22 protein-coding genes are annotated in these 24,627 nt (G+C 57.8%); 15 read left to right on the top strand and 7 right to left on the bottom strand.

Features of this window, described 5'->3' with window-relative positions; genetic code table 11:
* Nucleotides 1-15 precede the first annotated feature (15 nt).
* From AAAV44_RS06715 to AAAV44_RS06705, 3 genes are all read right to left on the bottom strand, one after another.
* A complete protein-coding gene (locus AAAV44_RS06715) occupies nt 16-1,320 on the bottom strand; it encodes a VirD4-like conjugal transfer protein, CD1115 family (protein WP_349115106.1) in 1,305 nt (434 codons plus the stop codon).
* On the bottom strand, nt 1,313-1,930 hold the full coding sequence (locus tag AAAV44_RS06710; RefSeq protein ID WP_349115105.1) for an ATP-dependent Clp protease proteolytic subunit: 618 nt from the start codon (nt 1,928-1,930) through the stop codon (nt 1,313-1,315). Before AAAV44_RS06710 ends, AAAV44_RS06715 begins: the two co-directional genes overlap by 8 nt.
* Before the next feature lie 63 nt (nt 1,931-1,993).
* Nucleotides 1,994-2,884: a hypothetical protein gene (locus tag AAAV44_RS06705; protein WP_349115104.1), complete on the bottom strand. Its 891-nt coding sequence runs from the start codon at nt 2,882-2,884 to the stop codon at nt 1,994-1,996.
* Nucleotides 2,885-3,373: 489 nt separating this feature from the next.
* Between AAAV44_RS06705 and AAAV44_RS06700 the strand changes: the two genes are divergently transcribed.
* The 8 genes from AAAV44_RS06700 to AAAV44_RS06665 all read left to right on the top strand — a co-directional run bounded on the left by AAAV44_RS06700 (nt 3,374) and on the right by AAAV44_RS06665 (nt 11,869).
* Nucleotides 3,374-4,216, top strand: a complete 843-nt coding sequence (locus AAAV44_RS06700; protein WP_152067803.1) for a Cof-type HAD-IIB family hydrolase — start codon at nt 3,374-3,376, stop codon at nt 4,214-4,216.
* A 63-nt stretch (nt 4,217-4,279) separates the two neighbouring features.
* A complete protein-coding gene (locus tag AAAV44_RS06695; RefSeq protein ID WP_040358370.1) occupies nt 4,280-4,939 on the top strand; it encodes an HAD family phosphatase in 660 nt (219 codons plus the stop codon).
* A 150-nt stretch (nt 4,940-5,089) separates the two neighbouring features.
* Nucleotides 5,090-5,833, top strand: a complete 744-nt coding sequence (locus tag AAAV44_RS06690; RefSeq protein WP_006234364.1) for a GntR family transcriptional regulator — start codon at nt 5,090-5,092, stop codon at nt 5,831-5,833.
* A 218-nt stretch (nt 5,834-6,051) separates the two neighbouring features.
* Nucleotides 6,052-7,515 carry a YfcC family protein gene (locus AAAV44_RS06685; protein ID WP_006234363.1) on the top strand — a complete coding sequence of 488 codons (1,464 nt, stop codon included), beginning with the start codon at nt 6,052-6,054 and terminating at the stop codon, nt 7,513-7,515.
* Nucleotides 7,516-7,524: 9 nt separating this feature from the next.
* A complete protein-coding gene (locus AAAV44_RS06680; protein ID WP_349115103.1) occupies nt 7,525-9,108 on the top strand; it encodes an amidohydrolase family protein in 1,584 nt (527 codons plus the stop codon).
* A 1-nt stretch (nt 9,109) separates the two neighbouring features.
* Complete coding sequence (locus AAAV44_RS06675) at nt 9,110-9,961, top strand: sugar phosphate isomerase/epimerase family protein (protein WP_118449024.1); 852 nt, start codon at nt 9,110-9,112, stop codon at nt 9,959-9,961.
* Between the two features lie 61 nt (nt 9,962-10,022).
* The gene (locus AAAV44_RS06670) at nt 10,023-10,991 is read left to right on the top strand and encodes an SIS domain-containing protein (RefSeq protein ID WP_022094440.1); all 969 of its coding nucleotides are present in this window, start codon (nt 10,023-10,025) and stop codon (nt 10,989-10,991) included.
* A 14-nt stretch (nt 10,992-11,005) separates the two neighbouring features.
* Nucleotides 11,006-11,869: a PfkB family carbohydrate kinase gene (locus tag AAAV44_RS06665; RefSeq protein WP_006234359.1), complete on the top strand. Its 864-nt coding sequence runs from the start codon at nt 11,006-11,008 to the stop codon at nt 11,867-11,869.
* 279 nt (nt 11,870-12,148) lie between these two features.
* On the opposite strand, the gene AAAV44_RS06660 is transcribed toward AAAV44_RS06665, so the two are convergent.
* Nucleotides 12,149-12,931: a TatD family hydrolase gene (locus AAAV44_RS06660; protein ID WP_260699856.1), complete on the bottom strand. Its 783-nt coding sequence runs from the start codon at nt 12,929-12,931 to the stop codon at nt 12,149-12,151.
* A gap of 14 nt (nt 12,932-12,945) precedes the next feature.
* Entirely contained in the window at nt 12,946-13,743 is a 798-nt protein-coding gene (locus tag AAAV44_RS06655; RefSeq protein WP_349115102.1) for a tRNA threonylcarbamoyladenosine dehydratase, read from the bottom strand.
* 179 nt (nt 13,744-13,922) lie between these two features.
* Between AAAV44_RS06655 and AAAV44_RS06650 the strand changes: the two genes are divergently transcribed.
* The 5 genes from AAAV44_RS06650 to AAAV44_RS06630 all read left to right on the top strand — a co-directional run bounded on the left by AAAV44_RS06650 (nt 13,923) and on the right by AAAV44_RS06630 (nt 18,539).
* The gene (locus AAAV44_RS06650) at nt 13,923-14,201 is read left to right on the top strand and encodes an autorepressor SdpR family transcription factor (protein WP_260699858.1); all 279 of its coding nucleotides are present in this window, start codon (nt 13,923-13,925) and stop codon (nt 14,199-14,201) included.
* Nucleotides 14,194-14,898, top strand: a complete 705-nt coding sequence (locus AAAV44_RS06645) for an SdpI family protein (RefSeq protein ID WP_349115101.1) — start codon at nt 14,194-14,196, stop codon at nt 14,896-14,898. The genes AAAV44_RS06650 and AAAV44_RS06645 overlap by 8 nt, the downstream gene beginning before the upstream one ends.
* 184 nt (nt 14,899-15,082) lie before the next feature.
* The gene (gene ettA / locus AAAV44_RS06640; RefSeq protein WP_349115100.1) at nt 15,083-16,762 is read left to right on the top strand and encodes an energy-dependent translational throttle protein EttA; all 1,680 of its coding nucleotides are present in this window, start codon (nt 15,083-15,085) and stop codon (nt 16,760-16,762) included.
* 279 nt (nt 16,763-17,041) lie between these two features.
* Nucleotides 17,042-18,169, top strand: a complete 1,128-nt coding sequence (locus tag AAAV44_RS06635) for a hypothetical protein (RefSeq protein ID WP_148345610.1) — start codon at nt 17,042-17,044, stop codon at nt 18,167-18,169.
* Between the two features lie 31 nt (nt 18,170-18,200).
* Complete coding sequence (locus AAAV44_RS06630) at nt 18,201-18,539, top strand: hypothetical protein (protein WP_196022586.1); 339 nt, start codon at nt 18,201-18,203, stop codon at nt 18,537-18,539.
* A gap of 54 nt (nt 18,540-18,593) precedes the next feature.
* Here the strand turns inward: AAAV44_RS06630 and AAAV44_RS06625 are convergent, their stop codons facing one another.
* Together AAAV44_RS06625 and AAAV44_RS06620 are read right to left on the bottom strand one after the other, a co-directional pair.
* Nucleotides 18,594-19,892, bottom strand: coding sequence for a hypothetical protein (locus AAAV44_RS06625; RefSeq protein ID WP_349115098.1), 1,299 nt, complete (start codon nt 19,890-19,892; stop codon nt 18,594-18,596).
* 140 nt (nt 19,893-20,032) lie between these two features.
* Nucleotides 20,033-20,986 (bottom strand): hypothetical protein, encoded by a 954-nt coding sequence (locus AAAV44_RS06620; RefSeq protein ID WP_260699863.1) that lies wholly within the window; start codon nt 20,984-20,986, stop codon nt 20,033-20,035.
* Between the two features lie 203 nt (nt 20,987-21,189).
* Here AAAV44_RS06620 and AAAV44_RS06615 point away from each other — a divergent pair, with 203 nt between their 5' ends.
* Both AAAV44_RS06615 and AAAV44_RS06610 read left to right on the top strand, forming a co-directional pair.
* Nucleotides 21,190-23,169 carry an NAD(+) synthase gene (locus AAAV44_RS06615; RefSeq protein ID WP_349115097.1) on the top strand — a complete coding sequence of 660 codons (1,980 nt, stop codon included), beginning with the start codon at nt 21,190-21,192 and terminating at the stop codon, nt 23,167-23,169.
* Nucleotides 23,170-23,287: 118 nt separating this feature from the next.
* Entirely contained in the window at nt 23,288-24,451 is a 1,164-nt protein-coding gene (locus AAAV44_RS06610; RefSeq protein WP_006234344.1) for an aminotransferase class I/II-fold pyridoxal phosphate-dependent enzyme, read from the top strand.
* Nucleotides 24,452-24,627 lie beyond the last annotated feature (176 nt).

The following is a 24,627-nucleotide window of genomic DNA, read 5'->3' as shown; positions in this document are numbered from 1 at the left end:
GCGAGAACCCTGCGCTTAGATCTTGGCCTCCGCATGGCCTCGCTGCGCCTCGGGCAGCTCCCCGTAGAGCGGATGGTCTTCGAGCCTAAAGCGCTCGACCTGTTCGGGAGTGCGACCGCGTACAAAGAGCCACGAGCAATCAATCGGCGTCGCCATGAGTGTGCTGGGCAGCGCGTCGGCGCGGTCGGAAAACACCCGGGCACTCTCGGGATCCTGGAACGCCAGCACCAGATGCGTGTCGCAGTTGCCCATGATGGAGCGTGCGCGTGCCTCGCCATAGAGCGCATCGAGCTGGTTGGTCGACTGCAGCAGCAGCGTTGCCCAGATGTTGCGGCTTCGGATAATCGAGAGCACGTTGTCGATCTGGGGGATCTGCAGATTTGCGAAGTCATCGAGCATAAAGCGCACGGGCACGGGCAGGCTGCCGTCGGGCTGCCTATCGGCCTCACGAATGAGGCCCATAAACGCCTGCGAAATAAAGAGGCCGGTCAGCGGATCGAGATTGCGGTCAATATCGCTCACGGTTACAAACAGGGCGCAGGGGGTGTGTCCCATGGAAGCGAAGTCCACCTGATGGCACTCACGATAGAGCTGTGCCGCACCGTCGAATCCCAGACACATGACCTTTTCGGCAAGGATGCCGACGATGCTCGCGTGCATGCGCTCGGCATTTTGCGTAATGGCGTAGCGCCGCCATAGCGAGAGGGCATAGCTTTGGGGGTCGGTCGTGATCAGGTCGTCAAACAATCGACCCGTGGCACCGTCCTGCAGGTGCTCGATCAGCTTGATGACCGAGCTGATCGTCTGCTCGTCGGCGGGTAGCTGTTCGGTGACGTAGGCGATAAGACACGACAGCAGGTTTGCCGCCGCATGATCCCAAAAAGGCTGGTTGTTGTCCTCGATGGGGCAGATGGCCTTTGCCACCGAGAGGATGTCCTGCTGGTTGGGCCTGCCGTCCGCCTTGCGGCGAATGTGCCTCAGGGGGTTGTAGCCGCAGCGCTCGATGCCGGGCGCAAGGGCCGGGACGGTGTTGAGGTCGGCGAAGTTGAGACATTGCACGCGGTAGCCGTGGGCTGCCAGCACGGGTCCCACTTCGCGACAGAGCGTGCCTTTGGTGTCGAGCACGATGTAGCTTGCGTTCATTTGCAGCAGGTTGGGCTTGAGGACGTTTCGGGTCTTGCCGGCTCCCGAGGGGCCGATCACAAGTGCGTTGTTGTTGAGTCCCGTTTGGCGGGTGTCGCAGGAAAGCGTTCGATCCTTGGCGAGGATAGTGGACGATACGGACTCAGATGCGGCGAGGCGGCTGGTGAGGTTAGACATGGGCGACCTCCTTGGTGGTCGAGAGGATTTCGTGGGCAAAGCCGAGCTCGACGGCGCGCTCGGCCGAAAGGTAGGTGTCTTTTGCAGTGAGGGACTGGATGCGCTTGGGCGTGAGGCCGCTGCGGTCCGAGAGGATTTGCGTGAGGGTCTTGCGGGTCTGCATGAGACGCCGGCTGGTTTCCTGCAGCGCAAGTGCCGAGCCGCCTGCCCCCTGGGGGATCAGCGGGTCGTGAATCATGAGCTCTGCATGGGGCGCCATACGGCGATCGTCGCCGCCCATAAAGATCACGGCGCCCATGGACGCGGCGAATTCCAGGCAGACGGTGCGGATGAGGCACGATGCGAGGCGCATGGCGTCATAGATCGCAAGACCCGATCGCACGCTTCCGCCGGCGCTGGCGACAAATATGGTGATGGGGCGGCTGGGGTCGGTGGCATCGAGCAGGCGGATCTGCTGGCATAGGTCGTGGGCCATCGGGGTTTCGATGTTTCCCATGACGGAGAGCTCGCGACGGGCAAGCATCTCATCGTAAATGCTGGTGAGCGTGATACCTCGGGCGGATTCACGCATGGTGAGGGGGCTGATGATGGGGGAATGATTGGTGTCCATGAGGACTCCTTTCTGTTGGTTGTGTTGTGGAATAGGATTGTTGCCCGCGGAGGGGCTGGCGGGCTACAGGGTTCGTCCGAGCCTGAGATCGAGCTCGGTTGTGGGGCAGGCTGCCTGTTCGTGCGGCTCGCAAGCGCCAAGGGCTCCAAAGCGATGGAGCGTTGCGACGGGCGTGGTGTAGGCGAGCCGCAGCTGATGCTCGGCAGGGGCACATCCGTCATTTTTGTAATGAGCCGCGTAGTACTGCGCGATGCTGGCGTTCATCTCGCTGCCATTGCGATGGCGCTCAAACTGGCGTCTGCAGGTCTCGATGATCTTTGCTACCGACTTGGGTGCCGTCGCGGGAACAAGGGCGAGATAGCCCTCAAATAGCTCGTTGATGCTCAGGAGGCACAGCAGGTCGATCAGCGTCCTTATGGCTGCTCCCTCGGCGGAAAAGTGCGCGGTCATGCGGTTATATCGGTTGCGGTCGACGATGGCCGCATGGGGTCTTGGAGTTTTCTGCCCCGTGGTCCCGGGCTTTTGCCGCGCCTGTGTATTGAGCTCGACGTTGCAGCGCTTGAGGCCGTCCAACGGAAGGAACAGTGCGGTGCGCAGGGTGTTCCGCTTGCTTTCGAGTTCATGACGCTCGTCGGGTTCCCATTCGAGCTTGAGTTTCGTGTCGAGCGCCGTAAGCATATGGGCTAGGCAGCCTACGGTAAGGACGCACGAATCGTTGTCGCGTTTTGGGGCATAGGGGTCTGTCAGCTTGCGAATGTCGGGGTCGCCCATGATCTTTGTGCAGCGCTTCAGCAGTTGAGGGTGGTCGGCCAAGATCGTCGCGAGCGGTAGCGACGCGTAGTTCTTGATGGTCGCGGCGGCAAAGGCGGCGTCATATTCGTTTGCATATGCTCGCTCAATTCGGGCATCCAGAATGCTTTTCTTACCGCCGTCTTCAGCGCGGTGGTTTGTCATAGCTTCTCCAATCGGTTGATGTTCGTGCTGTTTGTTGATGTGTTGGTTGTCGTGAGTGATGTGCTTGCCGTGGGTGATGTGCTGACGTTGGGGTGCTATGCGGTTTTCAATGAGCCCGTGAGGCAGTTGCTGCAGGGGTGGGATGGAACGGCCCATGCAAGGCGGAAGGCATCGTGCTCAAAATCGAGACAGCAATGCCCTGGGTGCCTCACATGTGGCAGTTACCTCATTAAGTTGTCATTGCGTTTGGGGTTGTACTTTGCCGATCTTCCTTTTCTTACACGCTAAAACTCAAACTTCATATGCTCGATCTACTTAAAACCGCAACGGCGGTCTTTTATCAACTTATATGTCGGAACGCGTCTTTGCAAGTACTTTTTTGCCTTTGTTTCAAATGGGGTGGTTTTGCAACCGTCATACGCGCGCTGTGCGAACGTGCCCCGGCTCGGATAAGATAGTGCGCGATAAAAACGATGCAAGGAGGCACATATGGCAATTAAAGCCATCGCAATGGATATCGACGGTACGCTTACCAACGATCAGAAGGTGATCAGCCCGCGTACGCGCGAGAAGCTGCTCGCGGCGCAGGAATCGGGTATTAAGCTCATCTTGGCTTCGGGCCGTCCCGCATGGGGGCTACATGCTCTGGCACAGGAGCTCGACCTCCAAAACCATGACGGTCTGCTAGTCGCTTTCAATGGCGCGCATGTGGTCGACGCTCAGACCGATGAGGTCCTTTTTGACCAGGCCATGCCAGCTGACGAACTGCACCGTCTGATTGATCACCTGCAAAACTATGATGTGATCCCCATGATCTCGCTCGGGCGCGACCTGCATGTAGAGGACTCGTATCGCTGCATGATTACACTGCCGGACGGCTCGCAGAAGAATATCGTCAAATACGAGCGCGATGCCTGCGACCTTAAGATCCGCGAGGTCGAGAGCTTGCATGAGGTCGTGGACACTTATCCCGTGGACAAGCTGCTGACGGCGGGCGACCCGGCCTATCTGCAAGCGCATCACGAGGAGATGTACGCGCCCTTTACCCAGACGCTTTCGGGTATGTTTACGGCCGACTGGTACTTTGAGTACACGGCGCCCGGTATTGACAAGGCCCGCGCGCTCGAGGGTGCCCTGCCCAAGCTCGGCATCGATGCCAGCGAGGTCGTCTCGTTTGGCGACGGCCAGAATGACAAGTCTATGATTGAGTGGGCCGGAACCGGTGTTGCCATGGGCAACGCCGTCGATGAGGTCAAGGCTGTGGCCCAGATGGTGACCGCCAATAATAACGAAGACGGCATTGCGGTGGCGCTGGATAAGCTGCTGGGTTAGAATCGCCGATAGTGCATGGCTCGGGCGTCCGCTTGCGGGCGCCCTTTTGTTAGGGAGGGTGCCGTGTCCGCATTTCCGTTCGACGCCGTTATCTTTGACATGGACGGCGTCATTGTCGATACCGAGTATTACTACCTGGGCGAGACTGCCGCGTTTGCCAAGGAGCTTGGGCTTAACCTGACTCAAGAGGAGTTGAACGGGCAGGTTGGTACCTCGCATCAGTTCTTCCTGCGTATGCTGGTCGATTGGTTTGAGCGCGCCGGGAAGGGGCATTTAACTGGCGAGGAAGCGTTGATCCGTTGGGACGAGTGGGCGCATAAGCGTCCGCGCGACTATCAGGCTTTGATTAACCCAGGCGCCGTGGATACGATTCGAGAGCTGCCGCGCCGTGGCGTTCGCGTGGCGCTTGCCAGCTCGTCTCCCATGGATAGCATCGAGGAAGTGCTCAATGCGTGCGGGCTGTCGGATGCCTTTGAGTATGTGGTGAGCGGCGAGCAGTTTAAGGAGAGCAAGCCCGAGCCCGACATCTACCTGCATGCGCTGGACCTGCTGGGGCTGCCCGCGAATCGCTGCTGCTGCGTTGAGGATTCGGTGCCTGGCATCACTGCCGGCAAGCGAGCCGGCCTGACAGTTATTGCCAAGCGCGAGGAGCGCTTTGGCTTTAGCCAGGATGCCGCGGACAAGATTATCGACCAGCTGCCGGAGCTGCTCACGCTTTCTTAGGAGCGCGGTAGTTGCGCGTTTTTCGGGTCAGATGAGTAAATACCCGACATTTTGGTGCGGCAGCAAGCATACTTTATGCTAATGCGGGCTTAAGGGCTTGTTGAATGCCCTTAAGCCCGCTTTTGACTTAATTGGGCTGGGAGAGGGTATATGCCACCGACTGAAGGACTAACTGACGGTAAAGCAGCGATACCGCTGTACCAACAGGTTATCGATATCATTAAAAACGAAATCAATTCCGGTGCCTACAAGGCGGGCGCGCGGATACCCAACGAATTCGAATTGGCTGAGAACTATAAAGTTGGCCGCGTTACCGTGCGACGCGCTATTGAGGAGCTCGTCCAGCAGGGCTATCTAACGAAGCGGCAGGGGAAAGGCACGTTTGTCAATGCCCCCAAGCTTAAGCGCAAGATTCGCCAGAAGGATGACGTCCAGAGTTTTTCGGACGCATGCCGCGTTAACGGAATGGAGCCGGGGGCGTGCGTCATTTCGAGAAAGATACTGCCGGCAGATTCTACCGAAGCGCAGTTCTTTGGTGTTCCCGTTGGAACTGATTTGATTTGCGTTGAGCGTGTACGTACTGCCGATGGAGTCCCCGTCATGCTCGAGAACAACATATACGTTTACGAGGACAACGCCTATCTATCAACGGCACCTCTATCTAACCAATCCATTTTTGAGTTCGTGCGCAACCGAACGGGCCGCACGCCCGCGTTTACCGACCCGTGCACGCTCGAGATCGCGTGCGCGTCGCCCGAGGTCGCTCGGCTGTTGGCAGTTCCCGTTGGCGAACCCTTGTTTTATATGGAAGCCTTCTTTTTCGATGAGCAGCGGCGGCCGTTTATCATCGGTCGTCAGCGGATCGTTGGGTCTCGCTACGTTTTTGACATCTAGGACATTGCGAATGGAAACGCCCGGTGGATCATCTCACCGGGCGTTTCCATACCGTTCACGGCGCGAACACAACCGTTCAACCGCGTTGCGGCAACCAGTTTGAAATTATCTTGATGAAGGAAAAAGCTGCTGGTAATCTATGGGACGTCATAGAACGTTTGCCTTATGCAAACGTTGAAGCGAGATGCGATGCAGTCTCGAGTTCTTTGGAGGTATCTATGTCAGATACGAAGGCGAAGAAGACAAACAGACGTTTTAAGTTCAAATTACCGCATGTCTATACGATCATGTTCTTGCTGATCGTTGTCTTTGCGGTCCTGACTTGGATCGTTCCCTCTGGTCAGTATCAGCGCAAGACGATTTCGACAGCGGCGGGCGAGCGTGAAGTCGCCGTTGCTGGAACCTATGAACAGGTCGATAAGAACTACACCGATTCCGAGACCGGCGAGACCATCAATCTGGGCCAGGATATCTTCGCGGTTCTGCAAGCGCCCACCAAGGGTATCCAAGAGGCTGCCGACGTCGTTGCGTTCGTCTTATTGATTGGCGGATCGTTCGCGATCATCACCAAGACCAACGCTTTGAATGCCGGCATGAGCCGTGTGATTAAAAAGCTCAAGAACAAGGACATCCTCATCATTCCCATCACGATGACATTGCTGTCCATTTGCGGCACTACGTTTGGCATGTCTGAGGAAGCCCTGCCGTTCTATGCCATCTTCATTCCCATCATGATGGGTATCGGTTATGACTCGATGACGGCATTCATCATCTGCTTCCTTGGTCCTAACCTGGGATATTGTGCTTCGACCATCGACCCGTTTAATGTTTTGATCGCCCAAGGCATCATTGGCATCGAGGGCAATCCGCAACTGTGGCTGCGCGCCGTTTCTTGGGTCATCTTCACTGCCGTCGGTATCGCATGGGCCATGCGCTACGCCATGCGCGTCAAGAAAAACCCCGAGTCGTCCATTGTGTACGAGGACGATAAGCTCAAGCGTATTGAGTTTTCCGTGACCGATGCCTCCATCGAGGAAGAGTTCACTATCCGTCAGAAGCTCGTGCTTATCGATTTTGCTTGCGGTATGGGCATTATCGTCTGGGGTCTTGTTACCCAGGGCTGGTACATGAATGAGATTTCCGCCGTGTTCCTTGGCATGGGCTTGCTTGCCGGTATCCTGGGCGGCCTTGACCAGCAGACGATCGCAGAGGAGTTCGTTAAGGGTCTCGCCGACTTTGCGTACGCTGCCATCGTTATCGGTATCGCTCGCGGTATTCTGGTCATCGCCGAGGGCGGCATGATCATCGACACCATCCTCCAGGCGCTCGCTACCGCGCTTGCCGGTGCACCCGCCGCCGTCTACACCACGTTTATGTATATCGTCCTTGGCCTGCTCTCTTTGCTGGTTCCCTCGAGTTCTGGCCTGGCGGCGCTCACCATGCCCGTTATGGGCCCCCTGACCGAGCTCATGGGCCTCAATCCCGAGGCGGCCGTCACCGCGCTCCAGTTTGCCAACCAGACCATCAACACCATCAGCCCCGTGGCGGGCATGACGGTCGCCGGTCTTGCCGTGGCTAGGATTTCGTTTGGCCAATGGTGGAAGACCATTTGGAAGTTCTTCATTTTCATGGTCGTCTTTGGCCTGATCGTAACGGCAATCTCTGGCATGCTTCCGGTGTAGGTGGTTGTGATGTCTGATCGTTTGACGGTCCTGACGTCTAAGAGCGTCTTTACCGGTACGGGGGACCTGCCGTTTGAAGGTTTCGTAGCGGTCCGTGGCAATCGAATTGAGGCTGTTGGCACCAAGCGTGAGGTAGCTTCGTATTTGACCCAGGCGGACGAGGTAGTTGACCTGGGCGACCGCACTGTCATGCCCGGCCTGATCGATGTGCATACCTTCTATACAGGTTGGGCGCTGCGGACGTTGGGGACTGATCTGTCCGGCATCGATGATGCCAAAGAGGCCGTGTCGCTCTTGCGTGCATGGAAAGAAGATCATCCGGATTGCGCGACGGCTTTTGGCCACAACCTACCCGAAACGTTGGCATCGGATGCCGAGAACGCAAATACAGCAGCTGTGTTTGACGATTGTTTTGGCGATATCCCCGTCGTCTGCTTTACATCGGGTGCGGAGACCTGCGTTCTCAATGCTGCCGCCAGTACGCGATACGGCTTTACACCCCAGGCGTGCTATGCCGAGAAGATCTGGCGCATGATGAGCGATTTCCTCGCGCTGCCCGAGGTGCGTGCCGGGTATTCGGACTACATGAGCATGCTTAACGAGCGCGGCGTTACCGCCATCAAGGAAATGGCGTTTGATGACTACTACGGCTTTGCCGACGAAATGGCTCGCCGTGAGGAATCTGGTGAGCTGACGGTTCGCGTCTCTATGATGTCGCAGCCGGTGGGCGCCGGTGCAAATCTGGCATATGCCCGCGAGGCGCGAGAGCGCTTCCGGGGACCGTTCGTTCGTTTTTCTGGCTTCAACCGTATGACCGATCGCGGCGTATGGGCGGGGCTTGCCGAGATGATAGACCCCTATGAGGACTCGGCCGATGCGGGCGCTGCCGGCAAGACGGTCGTCGAGGAGCCAGAGTGGGATCTGATTGAGAACGAGCTGCGTGCAATTGATGCTGACGGCTTCCGATATTCCTTGCATTGCCAGGGCGATGGCGCCGTTCGTCGCACCGTGGCGCTCTATGCCTCGCTGCCTCGAGACGAGCATGGACGGATGCTTCGCCGCCATGCGATTACCGATCTCGAGAACTCTGACCCGACCGATCTTGTCGAGTTTGGCAAGTTAGGTGGAATTTGCGAGGTCTATCCGCAGATTCTGACGCTGGACCGGCGCGAGGATTGCCTGTCGATGATGCGTCGACAAATTGGCGAGACGCGACTTTTGCACAGCTGGAATCGCCGCGGCATGGAAGATTCCGGATGCACAGTGTGCTGCGGCACGGATCTGCCGCTGCTTATTCCGAGCCTGGGCGAGTCAATCTACAGCGCGTGCGGCGGACTCTTCGCCGACGGACTGCCCGTGAATGAGGTCAACACGCTGACGCTTGTCGAGCTCTTGCGCGCTTGGACTGCCGGGGGCGCGTACGACCTGATGCGCGAAGACGAGCTGGGTACGCTCGAGGTTGGCAAGCTTGCCGATATCTGCGTGCTCGATCGGGATGTGTTCGACCTCGATTATCGCGACGCACGCGATCTTGCGGTTGACATGACGATGTCGGACGGACAAATCGTGTTCGATCGAAATAAGGAGGCATAAGATGTCTGAATCCAAACCGACGCTGCACCGCGAACAGATTGCGGGCATGAATATCCACTACATCATGTGGTCGCTCGATTACTTCCTTGATGTGCAGCAGCGTTTGGGCTTTGAGTCCATTGAGCTGTGGTGTGCGGAGCCGCATGTGACGCTCGACCACACGGGCTACTTTGAGGCTGAGGTCCTGGCGAAAAAGGCTGCAGACCGTGGGCTTAGGTATCGTACTCTGTGCCCCGAGAATGTTGTCTATCCTTGGCAGTACTGCGCACGCAAACCGCTGCATGAACAGCGCAGCCTGGCGTACTTTAAGCACGGCATTGAGCTTGCCGAGGTACTTGGGTGCGACCGTATGTCCGTCAACTCGGGCTGGGGCGACTGGGACGAGGACCGCGAGGAAGCCTGGAAGCGCAGCCGCGAGCACTTGTCCATTCTGGCGGAGTATGCCGGCGAGCACGGTCTGGTGCTTACGATGGAAAGTCTGCGTCCCGAGGAGAGCAACCTTGTGACGACGGTTTCCGATGCGAAGCGCATGATTGACGAGGTCGCGAGCCCGTACTTACAGCCCATGGTTGATACAACCGCGATGGGCGTTGCAGGCGAGACGCTCGAGGACTGGTTTGCCGCCTTTGGTGATGGGGCAATTCACGAGATGCACTTTATCGACGGTGACCCGTATGGCCATCTGGTGTGGGGCGATGGCAAGCACGATATGGACGCCTTCGTCGCCACGCTCAACGCCCATGGTTTCGACGGCATGCTGGGCCAGGAAATCACGGACGGTCGTTACTACGATGATCCGGCGGCGGCAGATGCCAAGAACATGGCCGCATTCGAGAAATATCTGATTGACTAAAACAACTATCGGCCACGCAGCCAACTTCATTGATTGCGGCCAAACAAGAAAGGAACTGGATATGAACGCACACGATCTGATCAAAGAGGCAATTGCCGAGAAGGGCAAGTTCGACAGCGTCTACTGGATTGCTTGCGGTGGCTCCATGATCGATTTGATCCCGGCCCATGAGCTTCTGCAGCGCGAGGCAACCACCTTCACTTCGTATATCTATACGGCTCGCGAGTTCGATATCATGCGTCCGCGTCGTCTGGGCGAGAAGTCCCTGGTCATCGCTTGTAGCCACAGTGGCAACACCCCCGAGGTCGTCGAGGGCTGCGAGATTGCCCTTGCTGCCGGCGCTACGGTGATCGCCCAGACCGACAACGCTGGATCCAAGATTGACTCCGGCAAGTGGACCACGTGGGTCTACCCGTGGGGCGAGGGCGTGCCGCAGGCCGAGGTCCCCGCTGGCATTTCGCTGTCGCTTGCGGCCGAGCTGCTCGATCAGCAGGAGGGCTACGCCGATCTTGCCGATATGTATGCCGGTATCGCCGAGATGGATAAGATTCTTCCCCCGGCACGCGAGAAGGTAAATGCCGAGCTGGGCGATCGTTTTGCCAAGCTTTGCCAGGAGCACGAGTTCTTCTATATTCTGGGCAGCGGTCCCAACTTTAGCCAGACCTACGGTTTCGCTATCTGCTCTCTTATGGAGATGCAGTGGCAGCACTGCAGCTACATCCACTCTGCCGAGTACTTCCATGGTCCCTTCGAGGCTACTCAGGATGGCGTTTTTTACTTCCTGCAGATGGGCTCCAGCGAGTGCCGTGCTATGGACGAGCGCGCCCTGGCGTTCCTTAAGACGCATACCGATACGCTGATGGTGCTCGATGCCAAGGAGTACGGTATGGAAGCCGTGCCGGCGAGCGTCCGTGCCTATCTGGACCCGGTGCTGTTCTACGCCATGAACTGCGAGCTGCGTGCCGCACGCGGCAAGGTGTTTGATCACGATCCCGATTTCCGTCGCTATATGGGTGTTGTCGAGTACTAGAAGGAGCAAAGGCCATGGCATTTAACGTTAACGCGCTCGGATTTGGCGACAACGTCGTCGATCGCTACGAGCATATCCACACCATGTATCCCGGCGGCAATGCGGTGAACTTCGCCGTTTATGCCAAGAAATGCGGTGCCGCACGCTCCGCATACATGGGCATTTTTGGCAATGATGCCGCTGCCGAGCATGTCATTGCAAGCCTCGAGGATGAGGGTATCGAGCTTGACAAGTGCGAGCAGATGATTGGCGAGAACGGAGCGGCTCGCGTGACCGTCGTTGACGGTGACCGTGTCTTCCTCGGCTCCAACGAGGGCGGTATCCGTGGCGATGCGCGCTATGTCCTCGATCGCTTTGATCTTGCGTACATGAAGCAGTTCGATGTGGTTCATTCGGGCAACTATTGCTTTACCGAGCGCGAGCTGCCCAAGTTGAAGGCTGCGGGCGTCACGGTCTCTTTTGACTTTTCGGACGACTCCACCGACGAGTACTACGAGCAGATTGCGCCCTACGTCGATTTCGCTTTCTTTAGTGCGGCGGATGCTGCGAGTGAGGACGAGATTCGCGAGCGTCTGGCATGGGTGAAGGGCCTGGGTCCGCGTTTTGTGTCGGCTACGGCGGGCGCCGAGGGCTGCATTGCTTACGACGGCGAGCGTTATTACCGCCAGCTGGCTAAACCGGTAACGGACATGAAGGACACCATGGGGGCGGGCGACTCGTTCCTCACCTCGTTTTTGATGTGCTATCTCGATTCCGCCAAGCGTGGTGAGGATGGCGCCGAGGCCATCGAGCGCGCGCTCGACTTTGCTGCCGGGTTTGCCTCGACCGTGTGCGGCATGGAAGGTTCTTGGGGCCACGGAGCACCAATCGTCGAATAGCCGAGCTGTCCCGGGGAGCTGTATTGGTGCCTTCCCGTGACTCGGTGGTCAAAAAAAGCCAAATATGAGTACTGTGACTAATTTAGTCGCAGCAAAATCGACCCCTTCAGACGTGATTTGAGCGTTTGGAGGGGTTTAAGATTGCGAAAATGCAGGATGAGTGACTGTAAAAGTGTTAGTTAATGGACAATCGTAGATTATTCTGGTGGTCGGAAAGCTCAGAGTAATGTATCCATTTCGCTAGCAGTACTCATATTTGACGTTTTTTGACCACAGGGGTTAGCGAAGGCTAAAAACAGAGTGTGCATTCGCTAAAACCGCCGACTCAATATGCTTTGCGTCGCATTTTTTGAGCGAGGCGACGTGTTCTGAGGCGCTTTCGAGCGATCTGATGAGTGACTGTGCGCTTATTTCTGCGTTTGCCTCCGCTGGTGCATCGGTCTCGAGCAGTAAACGATCGAGTGGAATTTGTCGTACGTATTCGCGTCCTCGTTTAGATGCGAGCATGCGTTCGTTGACGGAAAAATAACAGCCCGCATTACGCGCGCGGACGAGTTCGTCCGAAGTACCGCTAAACCAGTGGAAGATGATAACGGGGGAGTCGGGGTTTGGGATGAGTAGTCCATGCGATTCGAGGACGTCCAGTACGGCTTCTGCCGAACGAACGGCGTGAATTGATATCACGCGCCCGGTAAGAGGATGCTGCACGAGCGCATCGCAGAGCCGGTTAAGTGCCTGTATTTGTAGCGGCTCACTTCCAGCAAAGCGCGCGGAAAAGTCGAGTCCGACTTCGCCGATGTAGCGTTCTTGGGCAGCAACTTCGCAAAGCAGATTGACTTCGACAAAACCGCAGTGGCCATCGGCGAGCCACCAGGGGTGAAGCCCAACGCCGGCGATGATGCCTGGTTGGCGACAGGCGCGCTCGTTTGCGGCCGAAAAGTCGCGCGGATTGACGCCGCAGTCAAATAGACCCAAGCCCAGCGCCGTCGCCTCATCGGCAACGGCGTCCGGGTGAGCCATTAAATCAAGATGGCAGTGTGCATCAAATAACCGGGGCTCCATCTCGGTGCGCTCCGCTAGTCCAGACGTTGGTCATCGGAGCGTACGCGCTCAGTGCCGCGGCCGCTGATCTGGCGGATAACCTCGCCGGCAATCATCTGGCCCATGATGGGCGGCATAAAGCTGGCGGTTCCCAGCTCGGTACGCTCGTGGATGTTGGAAGGGTCGCGGGGCTGTGTCTTAACCGATTCCTCACAGCTAAACAGCACGTGCAGGCTCTTGATGCCGCGCTTCTTGCATTCTTTGCGCATGATGCGGCTCATGGGGTCACGTACCGTATCGAAAATGTCGGCAAAGCGGAGGCACTCGGGATGGAGCTTGTTGGCCCCGCCCATGGAGCTAACCAAACGAATGTCGTGGTCCTGAGCATATTTGGCAATGGTGAGCTTGGCCGAGATGGTGTCGATGGCGTCGACGACGTAGTCGATCTTGCCTTCCGTCTGCTCCAAAACGCTCGCGAAGAAATCATCGATGTTGTTGCTCAGCAGGTATTCGGTGCGTTTGATGACGGTAGCGGTAGGGTTGATGTCGTGAATCATAGCCTCCATGACGTCGACTTTGCGCTTTCCGATGGTGCTGTGAAAGGCGATGGCCTGGCGATTGATATTACTGGGCGTGATGATGTCCTTATCCAGAATGACGAAATGACCGATGCCGCCGCGGGCGAGTGCCTCGCAGCAGTTGGAGCCCACGCCTCCGCAGCCGAGCACCAGCACCGTAGCATCGGCGAGCTTATCGAGTGCCTCGCGGCCCATGATGATCTCGAGCTTGGTGTCGCGTGTCTCGATGGCGGCTGCGGCAGCGGTTTCGGTCATAGACATCCTCCGATGGGGAAGCGAATCGTGTTTTAGCTATCGTCATTATAGGTAATCGCCCATAGGTTGCGATGGCGTTTGCTTTGATGTGGTTTGAAGCATTGCGATTAGATAGTTGGACAAACATCTAAATATCGAGTATAGTGTACACGTCATGAGAGATGATGAGAGGAGGTCTTATGCCGGGAGAGGGTTTTAAGGCGCTTGCCGATCCAACGCGACGGCGCATTTTGGAGTTGCTGCGCGAGGACAATTGCACGGCGGGGGAGCTTGCCGAGCATTTTGATATCAGTAAGCCGTCGCTGAGCCATCACTTGGCGACGCTCAAAAACGCCGGGTTGGTGACCGACGAGCGCCATGGCCAAAACATCGTATACAGCTTAAACACCACCGTCATGCAGGATTTAATTGGCTGGTTTATGGGCTTTACAAACACTGAAGGTGATAAGGATGAATAACGAAAACAAGGGCATTCACCCCACGGGGGTATCGTCGCGCGTGTGGATTGCGCTGGTCGCTCTGTGCGTCGCCAATGTCGTAGCGCACCTCATGGTGATGCCGAGCTTGCCTACGCAGATTCCCACGCACTGGGGCGCGAACGGCGCCGTCGACGGTTGGGGTCCTAGCTGGATGGCCTCCGCGCTCGGCGTGCTGCCTCTGGCGCTTCTCGCAATGTTCCGCATGGTGCCGCGCATCGACCCCAAAGGTGAGGCATATCGAACCTCGGGCAAGTTCTACCAGGGCTTCGTAATCGCCTTCACCTTGTTCATGTGCGCCATAAGCTGGCTGGGAGAGCTTACGGTCTGGGGCGTGGTGCCGGCGGTCGGTTCGGTTAACGTGCTGATTTCCGGTGTTGTCGGTTTGCTGTTCATCGGCGCAGGCAACTACTTGCCGCGTGTGAAGCAGAACTATACGCTCGGTATCAAGACACCCTGGGCGCTTGCCGATCCCGAGAACTGGCGCCGTACGCAGCGTTTTGGCGGCGCCTGCTTTATGGTGCTGGGTATTGGCCTGATTGTGATGGGCGTGGCAGGCAGCGTGCTTTCGAGTGAAGTCGTCGCCGCGGTGATTGCGGTTCTGGCGTTTGGTTCGGTTGGAGCCGTCTACGTCTACTCGTATCTGTTGTGGCGCAAATCGCAGCGAGCCGCTCGTTAAGGTTGCGGAAAACTAGCGTACGCAGTTCATAGTATGTTCCGGGGGACTTTTCCCAGGTAGTATTAGGGGGTGTGGGCAACCATGCCCCTTTTTCGTTACGTTTCAGAGCTGGTTTTCTCATTTCGTTTCCACTAAAGCGAATCAAGAATAGGGAAACAGCAGGTAGAAAGGATAGAACAGACATATGGCGGAGTTTATCTACCAGATGTATCAGGCTCGCAAGGCCCATGGCGACAAGGTAATCCTTGACGACGTGACCCTGAGCTTCTACCCCGGTGCCAAGATCGGCGTCGTGGGTCCCAACGGCATGGGTAAGTCGACCCTGCTCAAGATTATGGCCGGCATCGAGGAGGTCTCCAACGGCGATGCCAGGCTCACCCCCGGCTACACTGTGGGTATCCTGCAGCAGGAGCCGCCGCTCGACGACGACAAGACCGTCATCGAGAACGTGCGCATGGCATTTGGCGATATGATCGCCAAGGTCGATCGCTTCAATAAGATCGGCGAGGAGATGTGCGACCCGGATTGCGACATGGACGCCCTCATGGCCGAGATGGGAAAGCTCCAGGACGAGATCGATGCCGCCGACGGCTGGGATATCGATTCCAAGCTCGGTCAGGCCATGGACGCCCTGCAGCTGCCCGATTCTGACATGCCGGTCAACGTGCTTTCCGGCGGCGAGCGCCGCCGCGTGGCCCTGTGCAAGCTGCTGCTCGAAGCTCCCGACCTGCTGCTACTCGACGAGCCCACGAACCACTTGGACGCCGAGTCGATCCTGTGGCTCGAGCACTTCCTGCACAACTACCAGGGTGCCGTTCTGGCCGTCACGCACGATCGCTACTTCCTGGATAACGTTGCCGAGTGGATCTGCGAGGTCGACCGCGGTCACCTTTATCCCTACAAGGGCAACTACTCCACGTATCTGGAGACCAAGGCCGCCCGTATCGAGGCGCAGGGCAACCGCGACGCCAAGCTCGCCAAGCGCATGGAGGCCGAGCTCGAGTGGGTGCGCAGCTCGCCCAAGGCCCGTCAGGCCAAGAACAAGGCCCGTCTGGCTCGCTACGAGGAGATGGAGGCCGAGGCCCGCGCAAGCCAGAAACTCGACTGGACCGACATCCGCATCCCTGTGGGCCCGCGTCTGGGCAACAAGGTGCTTGAGGCCCATCACCTGCACAAGGAGTTCGACGGCCGCGTGCTCATCGATGACCTTTCGTTCACCCTGCCGCGCAACGGCATCGTGGGCGTCATCGGCCCCAACGGTGTCGGTAAGACCACGCTGTTCAAGACGATTGTGGGCCTGGAGCCGCTGACTTCGGGCTCGCTCGAGGTGGGCGAGACCGTCAAGATCTCTTACGTCGACCAGAACCGTTCCGGCATCGACCCCGACAAGAACCTGTGGGAGGTCGTCTCGGATGGCCTGGACCACATGATGGTCGGCGAGACCGAGGTTCCGAGCCGCGCGTACGTGGCGAGCTTTGGCTTTAAGGGCCAGGACCAGCAGAAGCGCGCTGGCGTACTCTCCGGTGGCGAGCGCAACCGTCTGAACTTGGCGCTTACGCTCAAGCAGGGCGGCAACCTGCTGCTCCTCGACGAGCCCACGAACGACCTCGACGTCGAGACGCTGTCCTCGCTCGAGGCGGCGCTGCTCGAGTTCCCGGGCTGTTCGGTGGTCATTAGCCATGACCGTATGTTCCTGGACCGCGTTGCCACGCACATCCTGGCGTGGGAGGGCACCGACGAGAATCCGGGCAACTGGTATTGGTTTGAGGGCAACTTCGAGGCCTATCAGGCCAACCGCATCGAGCGCCTGGGCGAGGACGCAGCCCAGCCGCATCGTATCCACCGCAAGCTGACGCGCGACTAGTAGCAAGTAGAAAGGCCGCCACCAAGGGCGGCCTTTCTTGTAGCGATTGCACTGCAGCTATGCCCTGGCTGCTGGTTTGATTCATAATCAAAGTCATCTCTTTGGGATTAAAGCCCGTTTTTGCTATGAGTGATTTTCTAATTCCGTTTAAAACGTAAAGACGCATTGGGTTGCAAGGACATAAGCAAATCGAATTGAAATATAACCAGTGCTGTAACGTTAAAAAAAGATTATAGAATAGGAGTACCTTATAAGTCGCTTCTCTAGAAAGAAGAACATATGCTTTCGCGTCGTCGTTTTCTGCAACTTGTCGCGTCTTCAATTGTCGCCTTAGCCGCACGTCCGAAAGAGGTTTTTGCTTCGACGGGCAATATTGATGGTGAGCAGATACAATTTACTTCTGAAATTGCGCAAGAGCTTGCCGATAAATATATAAAGGGACTCCTCGGCTATTCGTATACGCCTTCTGACCCTATTCCTTTTGTAGATGTTGATGGGTCCCCGCTTGGTTACATTGTTCCGGTTGTGACATCCAATAGAGCCGCGGGCTATTTGGTTTTAGATGCTTCAGATGATGAAATACTTACGGGATATCGTTTTGGAGATGGCTTAGTCAGCCCTATGGATCGGGGAGGAGATCTTGGTGTCGAGTCTTATTCGTTCAATAACCCAGTCGTAATGATCAATCCATTCGAATTCGGCGTGCAATCTTTGGACGGTTCAATAACAACAAATTGCGGAAGAACAATCCCGGCTGTTTCCATAGAAGGACGGCCTGTCGTTTTATCGAATAAACCTTCAAGCTGGAACGATGTTGTAATTTACGCAACTCAAATGCAGGATTACACAGTATCTGGATTTCGTTCCATTTCTCAGTTTATGTCATATGATGAAAGCGAGATTAAGAGGCTTACCGCCCACTATGCTTGTATGGTGACAGCTTTTTCGAACGTTGCGGAACTGTATGGCATTGCCAATTTATATAGCGACCCTTCGCAATATATGCAGATATGGAATTACACCAATACCCATGCTCTTTCCGATGAAGAACAGACTGTTCCCGGCGTTGTTTTGGGTGGAACGCCGATATCAACCTGTGCAACGGGGTTTACAAATTACTGCGCAAGCAGAGGAAGTACTCTTATCGCCCGCACTGTCTCCTCTCCGGCTATCGCGAGCATTCAAAATGAGATTAACTCTAATAGACCGAATGTTTTACATGCGAGTTTGTACAACGGATCAGCCCATTCTGTAACAGCGGAGGCTTACGCCACACTTACTGGTAAGAAAACTGGAGAGACAAGGCAGATGATTGGCATAGCGGACGGCTGGAATTCATCTTTATCCTTCCTGAAGTATGATCAGAGCTATTATGCGTGGACTTATGGAACGACTTTTTCGAAGTAGGGCGATTCGTCTAGCTCTGTCTTTGGTGCTGATGGCTTCATTGGTGGGCTGTTCAACAAAGGAAGAGATATCGCGCGGAGGTTCCGGAGAAGTGACTGCGACAGACTCAGGTTCATTAGAAATAGCTGGCGGGCATGCCGATGTGATGTTACAAGGAAAAGGCGTGCTTAGGTCGATTGATGCTGAAGACGCTGTCTGCTCAATAGAGGATTTGAAGACAGGTGAAACTGCATCGTACCGAGTTTCAGATAATGCTGCGAATATGATTGAGTCGATACCGACTGGAGCGCAGGTTTCTTTTAGATACTTTGCTCCGCAACTTGAGGATGAGCTTGCTTCTCTGGTGTCTATATGCACCGATGACAACTAAAAGGCCTGAATTCAAACGGCCTCGGATGGTCAATTGGCTATCCGAGGCCGTTTTTTACTCGACCGGGGCTTCGACCTTGTCGATGGCCCAGGCGGCTCCGAGACCGCCGGTGGTGTTGCGGCGGATGCGCACGGTAACCTCGCGGCGCTCGCCGGCCTGCGTGTAGCACAGGGGGAAGTTTGCGCGGTTTCGCGCGGCCTCGATGGTACCGCGCTCGCGGGCGATCCAGTAGTACTCGCCGACAATGCCGAGCGTGTCGGCGCCGTAGGGGAGATAGGTCGACAACTGGTGCAGAAGCGGGCCGGGGCAGAAGACCTCGGTTGCGAAATCGACGGGGAAGTCCTCAGGGATGGCGGGCGCTGCGGGTGCGGGGGTTGGGGCCGCTGCGGGTACCGAAGCCGGTGCCGGTGCGGGAACTTGGTCGCAAGTAGAGGTGGGCACGGATTCGATGACGGGTGCGGGCTCAGGCACCGGTTCCGGCTTAACTGCGGAATCTGCGGGCTTCACGGTGACGGGCGCGTCTACAGCTGCAGTTTCAAACTCAACCTGCATCGCGCTCTCATTCTCGACGCTCGACTTTGCTTCGATGGGCGTGGATGCCATAGTGGTGATGCCGGCGTTGGCGTTCTCGGGGTCATAGACGACCGTGAGCGAGATGGCGGGCTGCGGCGTCTCGGGCTTCGGCGTCGACTCGGTAGCGTCTTGATCGGCGGGCTGATCGTCCTCGGCCTCGTCGCTAAAGACATCACTGTTTTGGAACGAAGGCGTCTCGGGTTGGTCGGCGGTTTTTTCGGTTGTCGACTTGGGAGCTTCGTTGAGCTCCGCAGTGGCTTCCTGCTCGGATATGACTTCGGGATCAGTCGTGGCGGTGGTTTCGGTTTCGGCTTCTGCCGTTACCTCAATAGCAACTTCGATCTCTGTCTCGGGCTTGGGTTCCGGCGCGGCTTCAACCATGGCTTCGGGCTCGGGACGCTTAACGTGCTTGGGGCGCACGGCCTTGAGGTCCTTCTCACCGCGCTTTTTCTTTTTGTAGGACTGCTTGGCGCCCTTGGCGGTCTTGGGCTTGTCCTCGCCCTTGGCAAGCGCAGCATCCCAGGCCTCGTTGGCGATGACCGTGGCATACAGGCGGCCGCCTTTAAAGACGGTCAGCTTAATGCAGTCGTCGAGCTCCTCGAGCAGCTCGCGCGTGGACTCGAAGCCCAGGTCATAAGCGGTCATGTCGCCAGCGGCGAGCGCCTCCTCGACCTGCGTCATAAACGTTTGCTTGCCACATCCAATCGCATCGCGCAGCAGGCGATACAGATAGATGTGGTTGCCCAGCGAAAGCGTGGGCCTAACTATTGTCTTGCTCATGGCAAATCTCCTCTTTACACATGTAAAGCATCTTACCATCGCATGGCGTTCGCCATGGCGGCGCCCAAGGCAAACGGGCGCGAATCGCTTTCGATTCGCGCCCGTTGTACAGGTCGGTTATCTATGAGAGGCAAACGTGCTTAGTTGCCCGATGCCGTGCCTTGGCTCGAGTTGTCAGATGCCGTGCCGGAAGCGGTTCCGCTCGAGCTGTTGGTGTTGTTACTGTCTGCCGTGCCCGTTCCCGACGTAGTGTCGCTCGTCTGGCCTCCCGTGTTCGGCTGTGAACCGTCAGTCGTTTGGCTTGAGTCGGTCGTGCCGGACGGCGTGCCACTGTTGGCCGTAGAGGAATCGGTGCCCTGCGATTGGTTTTGGGTGTTCGAGGACGAATTGGCAGAGGTAGGACTGTCTTGCGTGTCGTCCGTCTGTGCCTGCTGATCCTGCGGCTGAGTGTTGCCATTTGCATCGCTCTCGGTCGTGCGCGACGACAGGATTGGCTCGGGACGCTCGCCCAGACCCTCACCGGCAGTGGTGATAAGGATGGCGCCGGCGCAGGCGATGACCGCGACGATGGCGATGGCGATCGAGAAGACGATGACCTTCTTTTGTGTCTGGCTGCGCTCTGCCGCCGCCTTGGCGCGCAGACTGTTGGGGGCGACGCGCGCCGTGGTCGCGCGTCCCGCAACCTGGCGCATCTCCTGCGTGGTCGCGGCGCCACCTAGGTGCTCCTCGACATCGGGCTCAACGGGCTCGTAGGCGCCGGCAGGGTAGTCGACAGCGGCATGCGTGCCCTTGATTGCTTCGGCGCTGGCGGAGATAAAGTGGCGATAGACCTGCGAGGACACAACAGTGATGACTGAGCTCACAGCGGCACCAATCACCGAGCCGGCAATGCCGATCTTTGAAGCAAGCGCCACGCTCGTGGCGGCAGCTGCGGCGCCGGCGATGATCTGGGGAATGGAAATGTCGTCGAACAGGCCCTTTTTGGGCGCGATGGCCATGGTCTGTCCAATGGAATGGTTCTCGTGTACGCCGTTGTTGAGCGATGCCGGCGTCATGACGCGCGTGCGCGGCGCGTCGGTGTACTTGGTTGTCATACGGGGTCCTCCCGGTGTAAATCTGCTTCGTTTCGTGTAGCCATCAGGGTACCCACCAGATGTGAATCGTACGTGACATTTAACAGATACCATCAACTCATCAATTGCTCACCAAGTTGGTGGGATGCGGTTCCACCCGGCGGTTGAACTACAATAGGACTTGCTAATTGTTGTGAATGGCGTCTACGCACGGGAGCATTCTTATGAATCTTCACCTTTCTCAGTCTGATGGCTTTTTGCGTGTGGCGGCGGCGTCGCCGCAGATTCGCGTGGCGGATGTCGAGGGCAATGCCGAGGTTGCGCTGGCGGCTGTTCGCGATGCTGCCGGGCGTGGCGTTCGCGCGTTGGTGTTGCCCGAGCTTAATCTGACTGGCTATACCGCGGCCGATCTGTTCCATAATCGCACACTGCTGCATGCCTGCGAGGCTGCTCTGGTGCATATCCTCGATGAAACCCGTGAGCTGCCGATCGTCTTTACCATCGGTCTTCCCGTTGCGGTTGCCGAGAATATCTACAACTGTGCCGCCGTGTGCTGCGCGGGCGAGCTTTTGGGCCTCACGGCCAAGAAGTATCTGCCCAACTATGGCGAGTTCTATGAGCGTCGCTGGTTTGCTCCGTCGCCTGCGGATCCCGTGTGGGTTGAATTTGCCGGTCAGGGTCCGGTTCCGCTGGGTTCGGGGCTTGTCTACCGCTGCTGTGATGAGGGTGCCGAGGATATGGTGCTGGGCGTTGAAGTCTGCGAGGACCTGTGGGTGCCGGCGCCCCCTTCGACCGAGATGGCGCTTGCCGGTGCGACGGTGATTCTCAACCCGTCGGCCTCGGACGAGATTATCGGTAAGGCAGATTACCGCCGCAGCCTTATCTCCAATCAGAGCGCGCGCCTGTACTGCGCCTATGCCTACGCGGACGCGAGCGAGGGCGAGTCCACGACCGACATGGTCTTTGCGGGTGAGAACCTCGTCTACGAAAACGACTCCAAGCTCGCCGCAACCAAACTGCTTACCTGCGATATGGCCATCGCCGACGTTGACCTTGACCGCCTGGTTGCCGAGCGCCGTCGCTCGACGACGTGGACGCGCACCGACGATGCGCCGGAATCCGCGACCGTTGAGTTTTCGTTTGAGGGCGTACTGGCCGAAGAACCTGTCCTGCGCGATGCGCTCGACATCGACCGAGTCTTCCCCCGCGCTCCCTTTGTGCCGGCCGACCACGGTGATCTGGCTGAGCGTTGCGAGACTATCCTCGACCTGCAGACCGCCGGCCTCAAGACCCGCCTTGCCCATACGGGCACCAAGGCGGCCGTCATCGGCCTTTCGGGCGGCCTCGATTCCACGCTGGCGCTCCTCGTGACCGTGCGTGCGTTCGACGCCTTGGGCCTGCCGCGCACCGGTATCACGGCCGTGTCCATGCCCGGCTTTGGCACGACGCACCGCACCAAGTCCAATGCCGAGTCGCTCGCTCGCGACCTAGGCGTGAGCTTTCGCGAGGTCTCGATCCATGCTGCCGTGGAGCAGCACTTTAAGGATATCGAGCATGATCCGACCGTGCAGGACGTGACCTACGAGAACAGCCAGGCGCGCGAGCGTACGCAGATTCTGATGGATTTGGCCAACCAGGCTGGCGGTTTTGTCATTGGCACGGGCGACCTGTCGGAGCTGGCGCTCGGCTGGGCTACCTATAACGGCGACCACATGAGCATGTACGCCGTCAACGCGAGCGTGCCCAAGACGCTTGTGCGCCATCTGGTACGCTATGCCGCCGATGTCTTTGGCGGGCGCATTGCCGAGGTCTTGCTCGATATCCTCGATACGCCGGTGTCCCCCGAGCTTCTGCCGCCCACGGGCGACGGCGAGATTGCGCAGAAGACCGAGGATTTGGTGGGCCCGTACGAGTTGCACGACTACTTCCTCTACTACCTGCTGCGTTTTGGCTTTGAGCCGGGCAAGATCTACCGCATGGCTCTCAAGAGCTTCGAGGGCGTCTACGACGCCAAGACCGTCCACACGTGGCTACGTACGTTCTACCGTCGCTTCTTTGCCCAGCAGTTTAAGCGCAGCTGTCTGCCCGATGGTCCCAAGGTGGGCTCGGTGACGCTCAGCCCGCGCGGCGATTGGCGTATGCCGAGTGACGCTAGCTCGCGTCTGTGGCTTGCGCAGATCGACGCGCTCAATCCAGTTGACTAAGGTTGGCTAAATTGAACCAATACGGGGGTTGTAAGCGTTACACTTTTGCAATCTGATGGCCCGTATCGCGCGGCGCTCTTGTCGGAGCGCTGCGTTTTTTATATCGAAAGGTGGCACCATGCAGGCATCGCAGCGTCTCGACCGCTTTGGCGCGGAGGTCTTCGCCTCGCTCAACAACAAGCTTCTCGCGCTGAAGGCTCAGGGCAAGACCATTTACAACATGAGCGTGGGCACGCCCGACTTTAAGCCGTACGACCACGTGGTCGAGGCGCTCACGCAGGCGGCCCAAGATCCCGAGATGTGGAAGTATGCCCTGCGCGACCTGCCCGAACTCAAGCAAGCCGTGTGCGATTACTATGAGCGCCGCTTTGGCGTTTCGGGCATTACGCCGTCTATGGTGCAGTCGTGCAACGGCACGCAGGAGGGCGTGGGCCATTTGGGCCTGGCCCTGCTCGATCCGGGTGACACCATTCTGGTTCCCGATCCGTGCTATCCGGTCTTTGAGGCGGGCGCCAAGATCGCCGACGCCAAGCTCGAGTACTATCCACTGGTCGCCGAGCACAATTACCTGCCCTATGTGGCGGGCATCGACCCCGAGGTCGCCGATCGTGCCAAGTATATGATCGTGTCGCTGCCTGCGAACCCGGTCGGCTCGGTGGGCACGCCCGAGGTCTACGAGGAGATTATCGCCTTTGCCCGCGAACATGATCTGTTGATCGTTCACGACAACGCATACTCCGACATCGTGTTCGACGGCGAGCCGGGCGGCAGCTTCTTGCAGTATCCCGGTGCGCTTGAGGTGGGCGTGGAGTTCTTCTCGCTCTCCAAGTCGTTTAACGTCACCGGTGCCCGCATCGGCTTTTTGGTCGGTCGCGAGGATGTGGTCTCGGCCTTTGCCAAGCTGCGCGGCCAGATCGACTTTGGCATGTTCTTCCCGATCCAGAAGGCCGCCATCGCCTGCCTGAACGGTCCGCGCGATGAGGTCGAGGCGCAGCGTCTGAAGTACCAGGAGCGCCGCGATGCCCTGTGCGACGGTCTTGAGGGCCTGGGCTGGGAGCGCCCCAACGCGCATGGCTCTATGTTTGTGTGGGCCAAGCTTCCCGGTGGCCGCACCGATTCCATGGCGTTTTGCGAGGAGCTCATGGAGAAGGCCGGCGTTGTGGTGACGCCGGGCGCGAGCTTTGGTCCTTCGGGTGAGGGGCACGTGCGCATGGCGCTGGTCTTGCCGCCCGACCAGATCGCTTTGGCTGTCGAGGCCATTCGCGAGGCGGGCCTGTATTAGAAAGCTATTTCGGCTCGTCAATAGCTCGAAACCGATTTCGTGCAGTTATTTTACGAATTCTGCAAACAATTTCGGTAAACGGTCGATTTTTGGCTGCGAATAGGAGCATAATCAAAGTCCCGATTGGATGTATTGGGATCACGGCAAGCCGCTCGGGTCGTTCCCGGGCGGCTTGT

Source organism: Collinsella sp. CLA-AP-H1 (assembly GCF_040092945.1).
Lineage (GTDB): Bacteria > Actinomycetota > Coriobacteriia > Coriobacteriales > Coriobacteriaceae > Collinsella.
This window is presented reverse-complemented; position numbering and strand designations above follow the sequence as displayed.

What these genes read in the sequence shown, in the direction of transcription:
- AAAV44_RS06635 (WP_148345610.1), top strand. Translation starts at nt 17,042, where the DNA reads ATGCTTTCGCGTCGTCGTTTTCTGCAACTTGTCGCGTCTTCAATTGTC.
- AAAV44_RS06665 (WP_006234359.1), top strand. Translation starts at nt 11,006, where the DNA reads ATGGCATTTAACGTTAACGCGCTCGGATTTGGCGACAACGTCGTCGAT.
- AAAV44_RS06630 (WP_196022586.1), top strand. Translation starts at nt 18,201, where the DNA reads ATGGCTTCATTGGTGGGCTGTTCAACAAAGGAAGAGATATCGCGCGGA.
- AAAV44_RS06715 (WP_349115106.1), bottom strand. Translation starts at nt 1,320, where the DNA reads ATGTCTAACCTCACCAGCCGCCTCGCCGCATCTGAGTCCGTATCGTCC.
- AAAV44_RS06710 (WP_349115105.1), bottom strand. Translation starts at nt 1,930, where the DNA reads ATGGACACCAATCATTCCCCCATCATCAGCCCCCTCACCATGCGTGAA.
- AAAV44_RS06660 (WP_260699856.1), bottom strand. Translation starts at nt 12,931, where the DNA reads ATGGAGCCCCGGTTATTTGATGCACACTGCCATCTTGATTTAATGGCT.
- AAAV44_RS06700 (WP_152067803.1), top strand. Translation starts at nt 3,374, where the DNA reads ATGGCAATTAAAGCCATCGCAATGGATATCGACGGTACGCTTACCAAC.
- ettA (WP_349115100.1), top strand. Translation starts at nt 15,083, where the DNA reads ATGGCGGAGTTTATCTACCAGATGTATCAGGCTCGCAAGGCCCATGGC.
- AAAV44_RS06680 (WP_349115103.1), top strand. Translation starts at nt 7,525, where the DNA reads ATGTCTGATCGTTTGACGGTCCTGACGTCTAAGAGCGTCTTTACCGGT.
- AAAV44_RS06625 (WP_349115098.1), bottom strand. Translation starts at nt 19,892, where the DNA reads ATGAGCAAGACAATAGTTAGGCCCACGCTTTCGCTGGGCAACCACATC.
- AAAV44_RS06690 (WP_006234364.1), top strand. Translation starts at nt 5,090, where the DNA reads ATGCCACCGACTGAAGGACTAACTGACGGTAAAGCAGCGATACCGCTG.
- AAAV44_RS06610 (WP_006234344.1), top strand. Translation starts at nt 23,288, where the DNA reads ATGCAGGCATCGCAGCGTCTCGACCGCTTTGGCGCGGAGGTCTTCGCC.
- AAAV44_RS06705 (WP_349115104.1), bottom strand. Translation starts at nt 2,884, where the DNA reads ATGACAAACCACCGCGCTGAAGACGGCGGTAAGAAAAGCATTCTGGAT.
- AAAV44_RS06620 (WP_260699863.1), bottom strand. Translation starts at nt 20,986, where the DNA reads ATGACAACCAAGTACACCGACGCGCCGCGCACGCGCGTCATGACGCCG.
- AAAV44_RS06650 (WP_260699858.1), top strand. Translation starts at nt 13,923, where the DNA reads ATGCCGGGAGAGGGTTTTAAGGCGCTTGCCGATCCAACGCGACGGCGC.
- AAAV44_RS06675 (WP_118449024.1), top strand. Translation starts at nt 9,110, where the DNA reads ATGTCTGAATCCAAACCGACGCTGCACCGCGAACAGATTGCGGGCATG.
- AAAV44_RS06655 (WP_349115102.1), bottom strand. Translation starts at nt 13,743, where the DNA reads ATGACCGAAACCGCTGCCGCAGCCGCCATCGAGACACGCGACACCAAG.
- AAAV44_RS06645 (WP_349115101.1), top strand. Translation starts at nt 14,194, where the DNA reads ATGAATAACGAAAACAAGGGCATTCACCCCACGGGGGTATCGTCGCGC.
- AAAV44_RS06670 (WP_022094440.1), top strand. Translation starts at nt 10,023, where the DNA reads ATGAACGCACACGATCTGATCAAAGAGGCAATTGCCGAGAAGGGCAAG.
- AAAV44_RS06685 (WP_006234363.1), top strand. Translation starts at nt 6,052, where the DNA reads ATGTCAGATACGAAGGCGAAGAAGACAAACAGACGTTTTAAGTTCAAA.
- AAAV44_RS06615 (WP_349115097.1), top strand. Translation starts at nt 21,190, where the DNA reads ATGAATCTTCACCTTTCTCAGTCTGATGGCTTTTTGCGTGTGGCGGCG.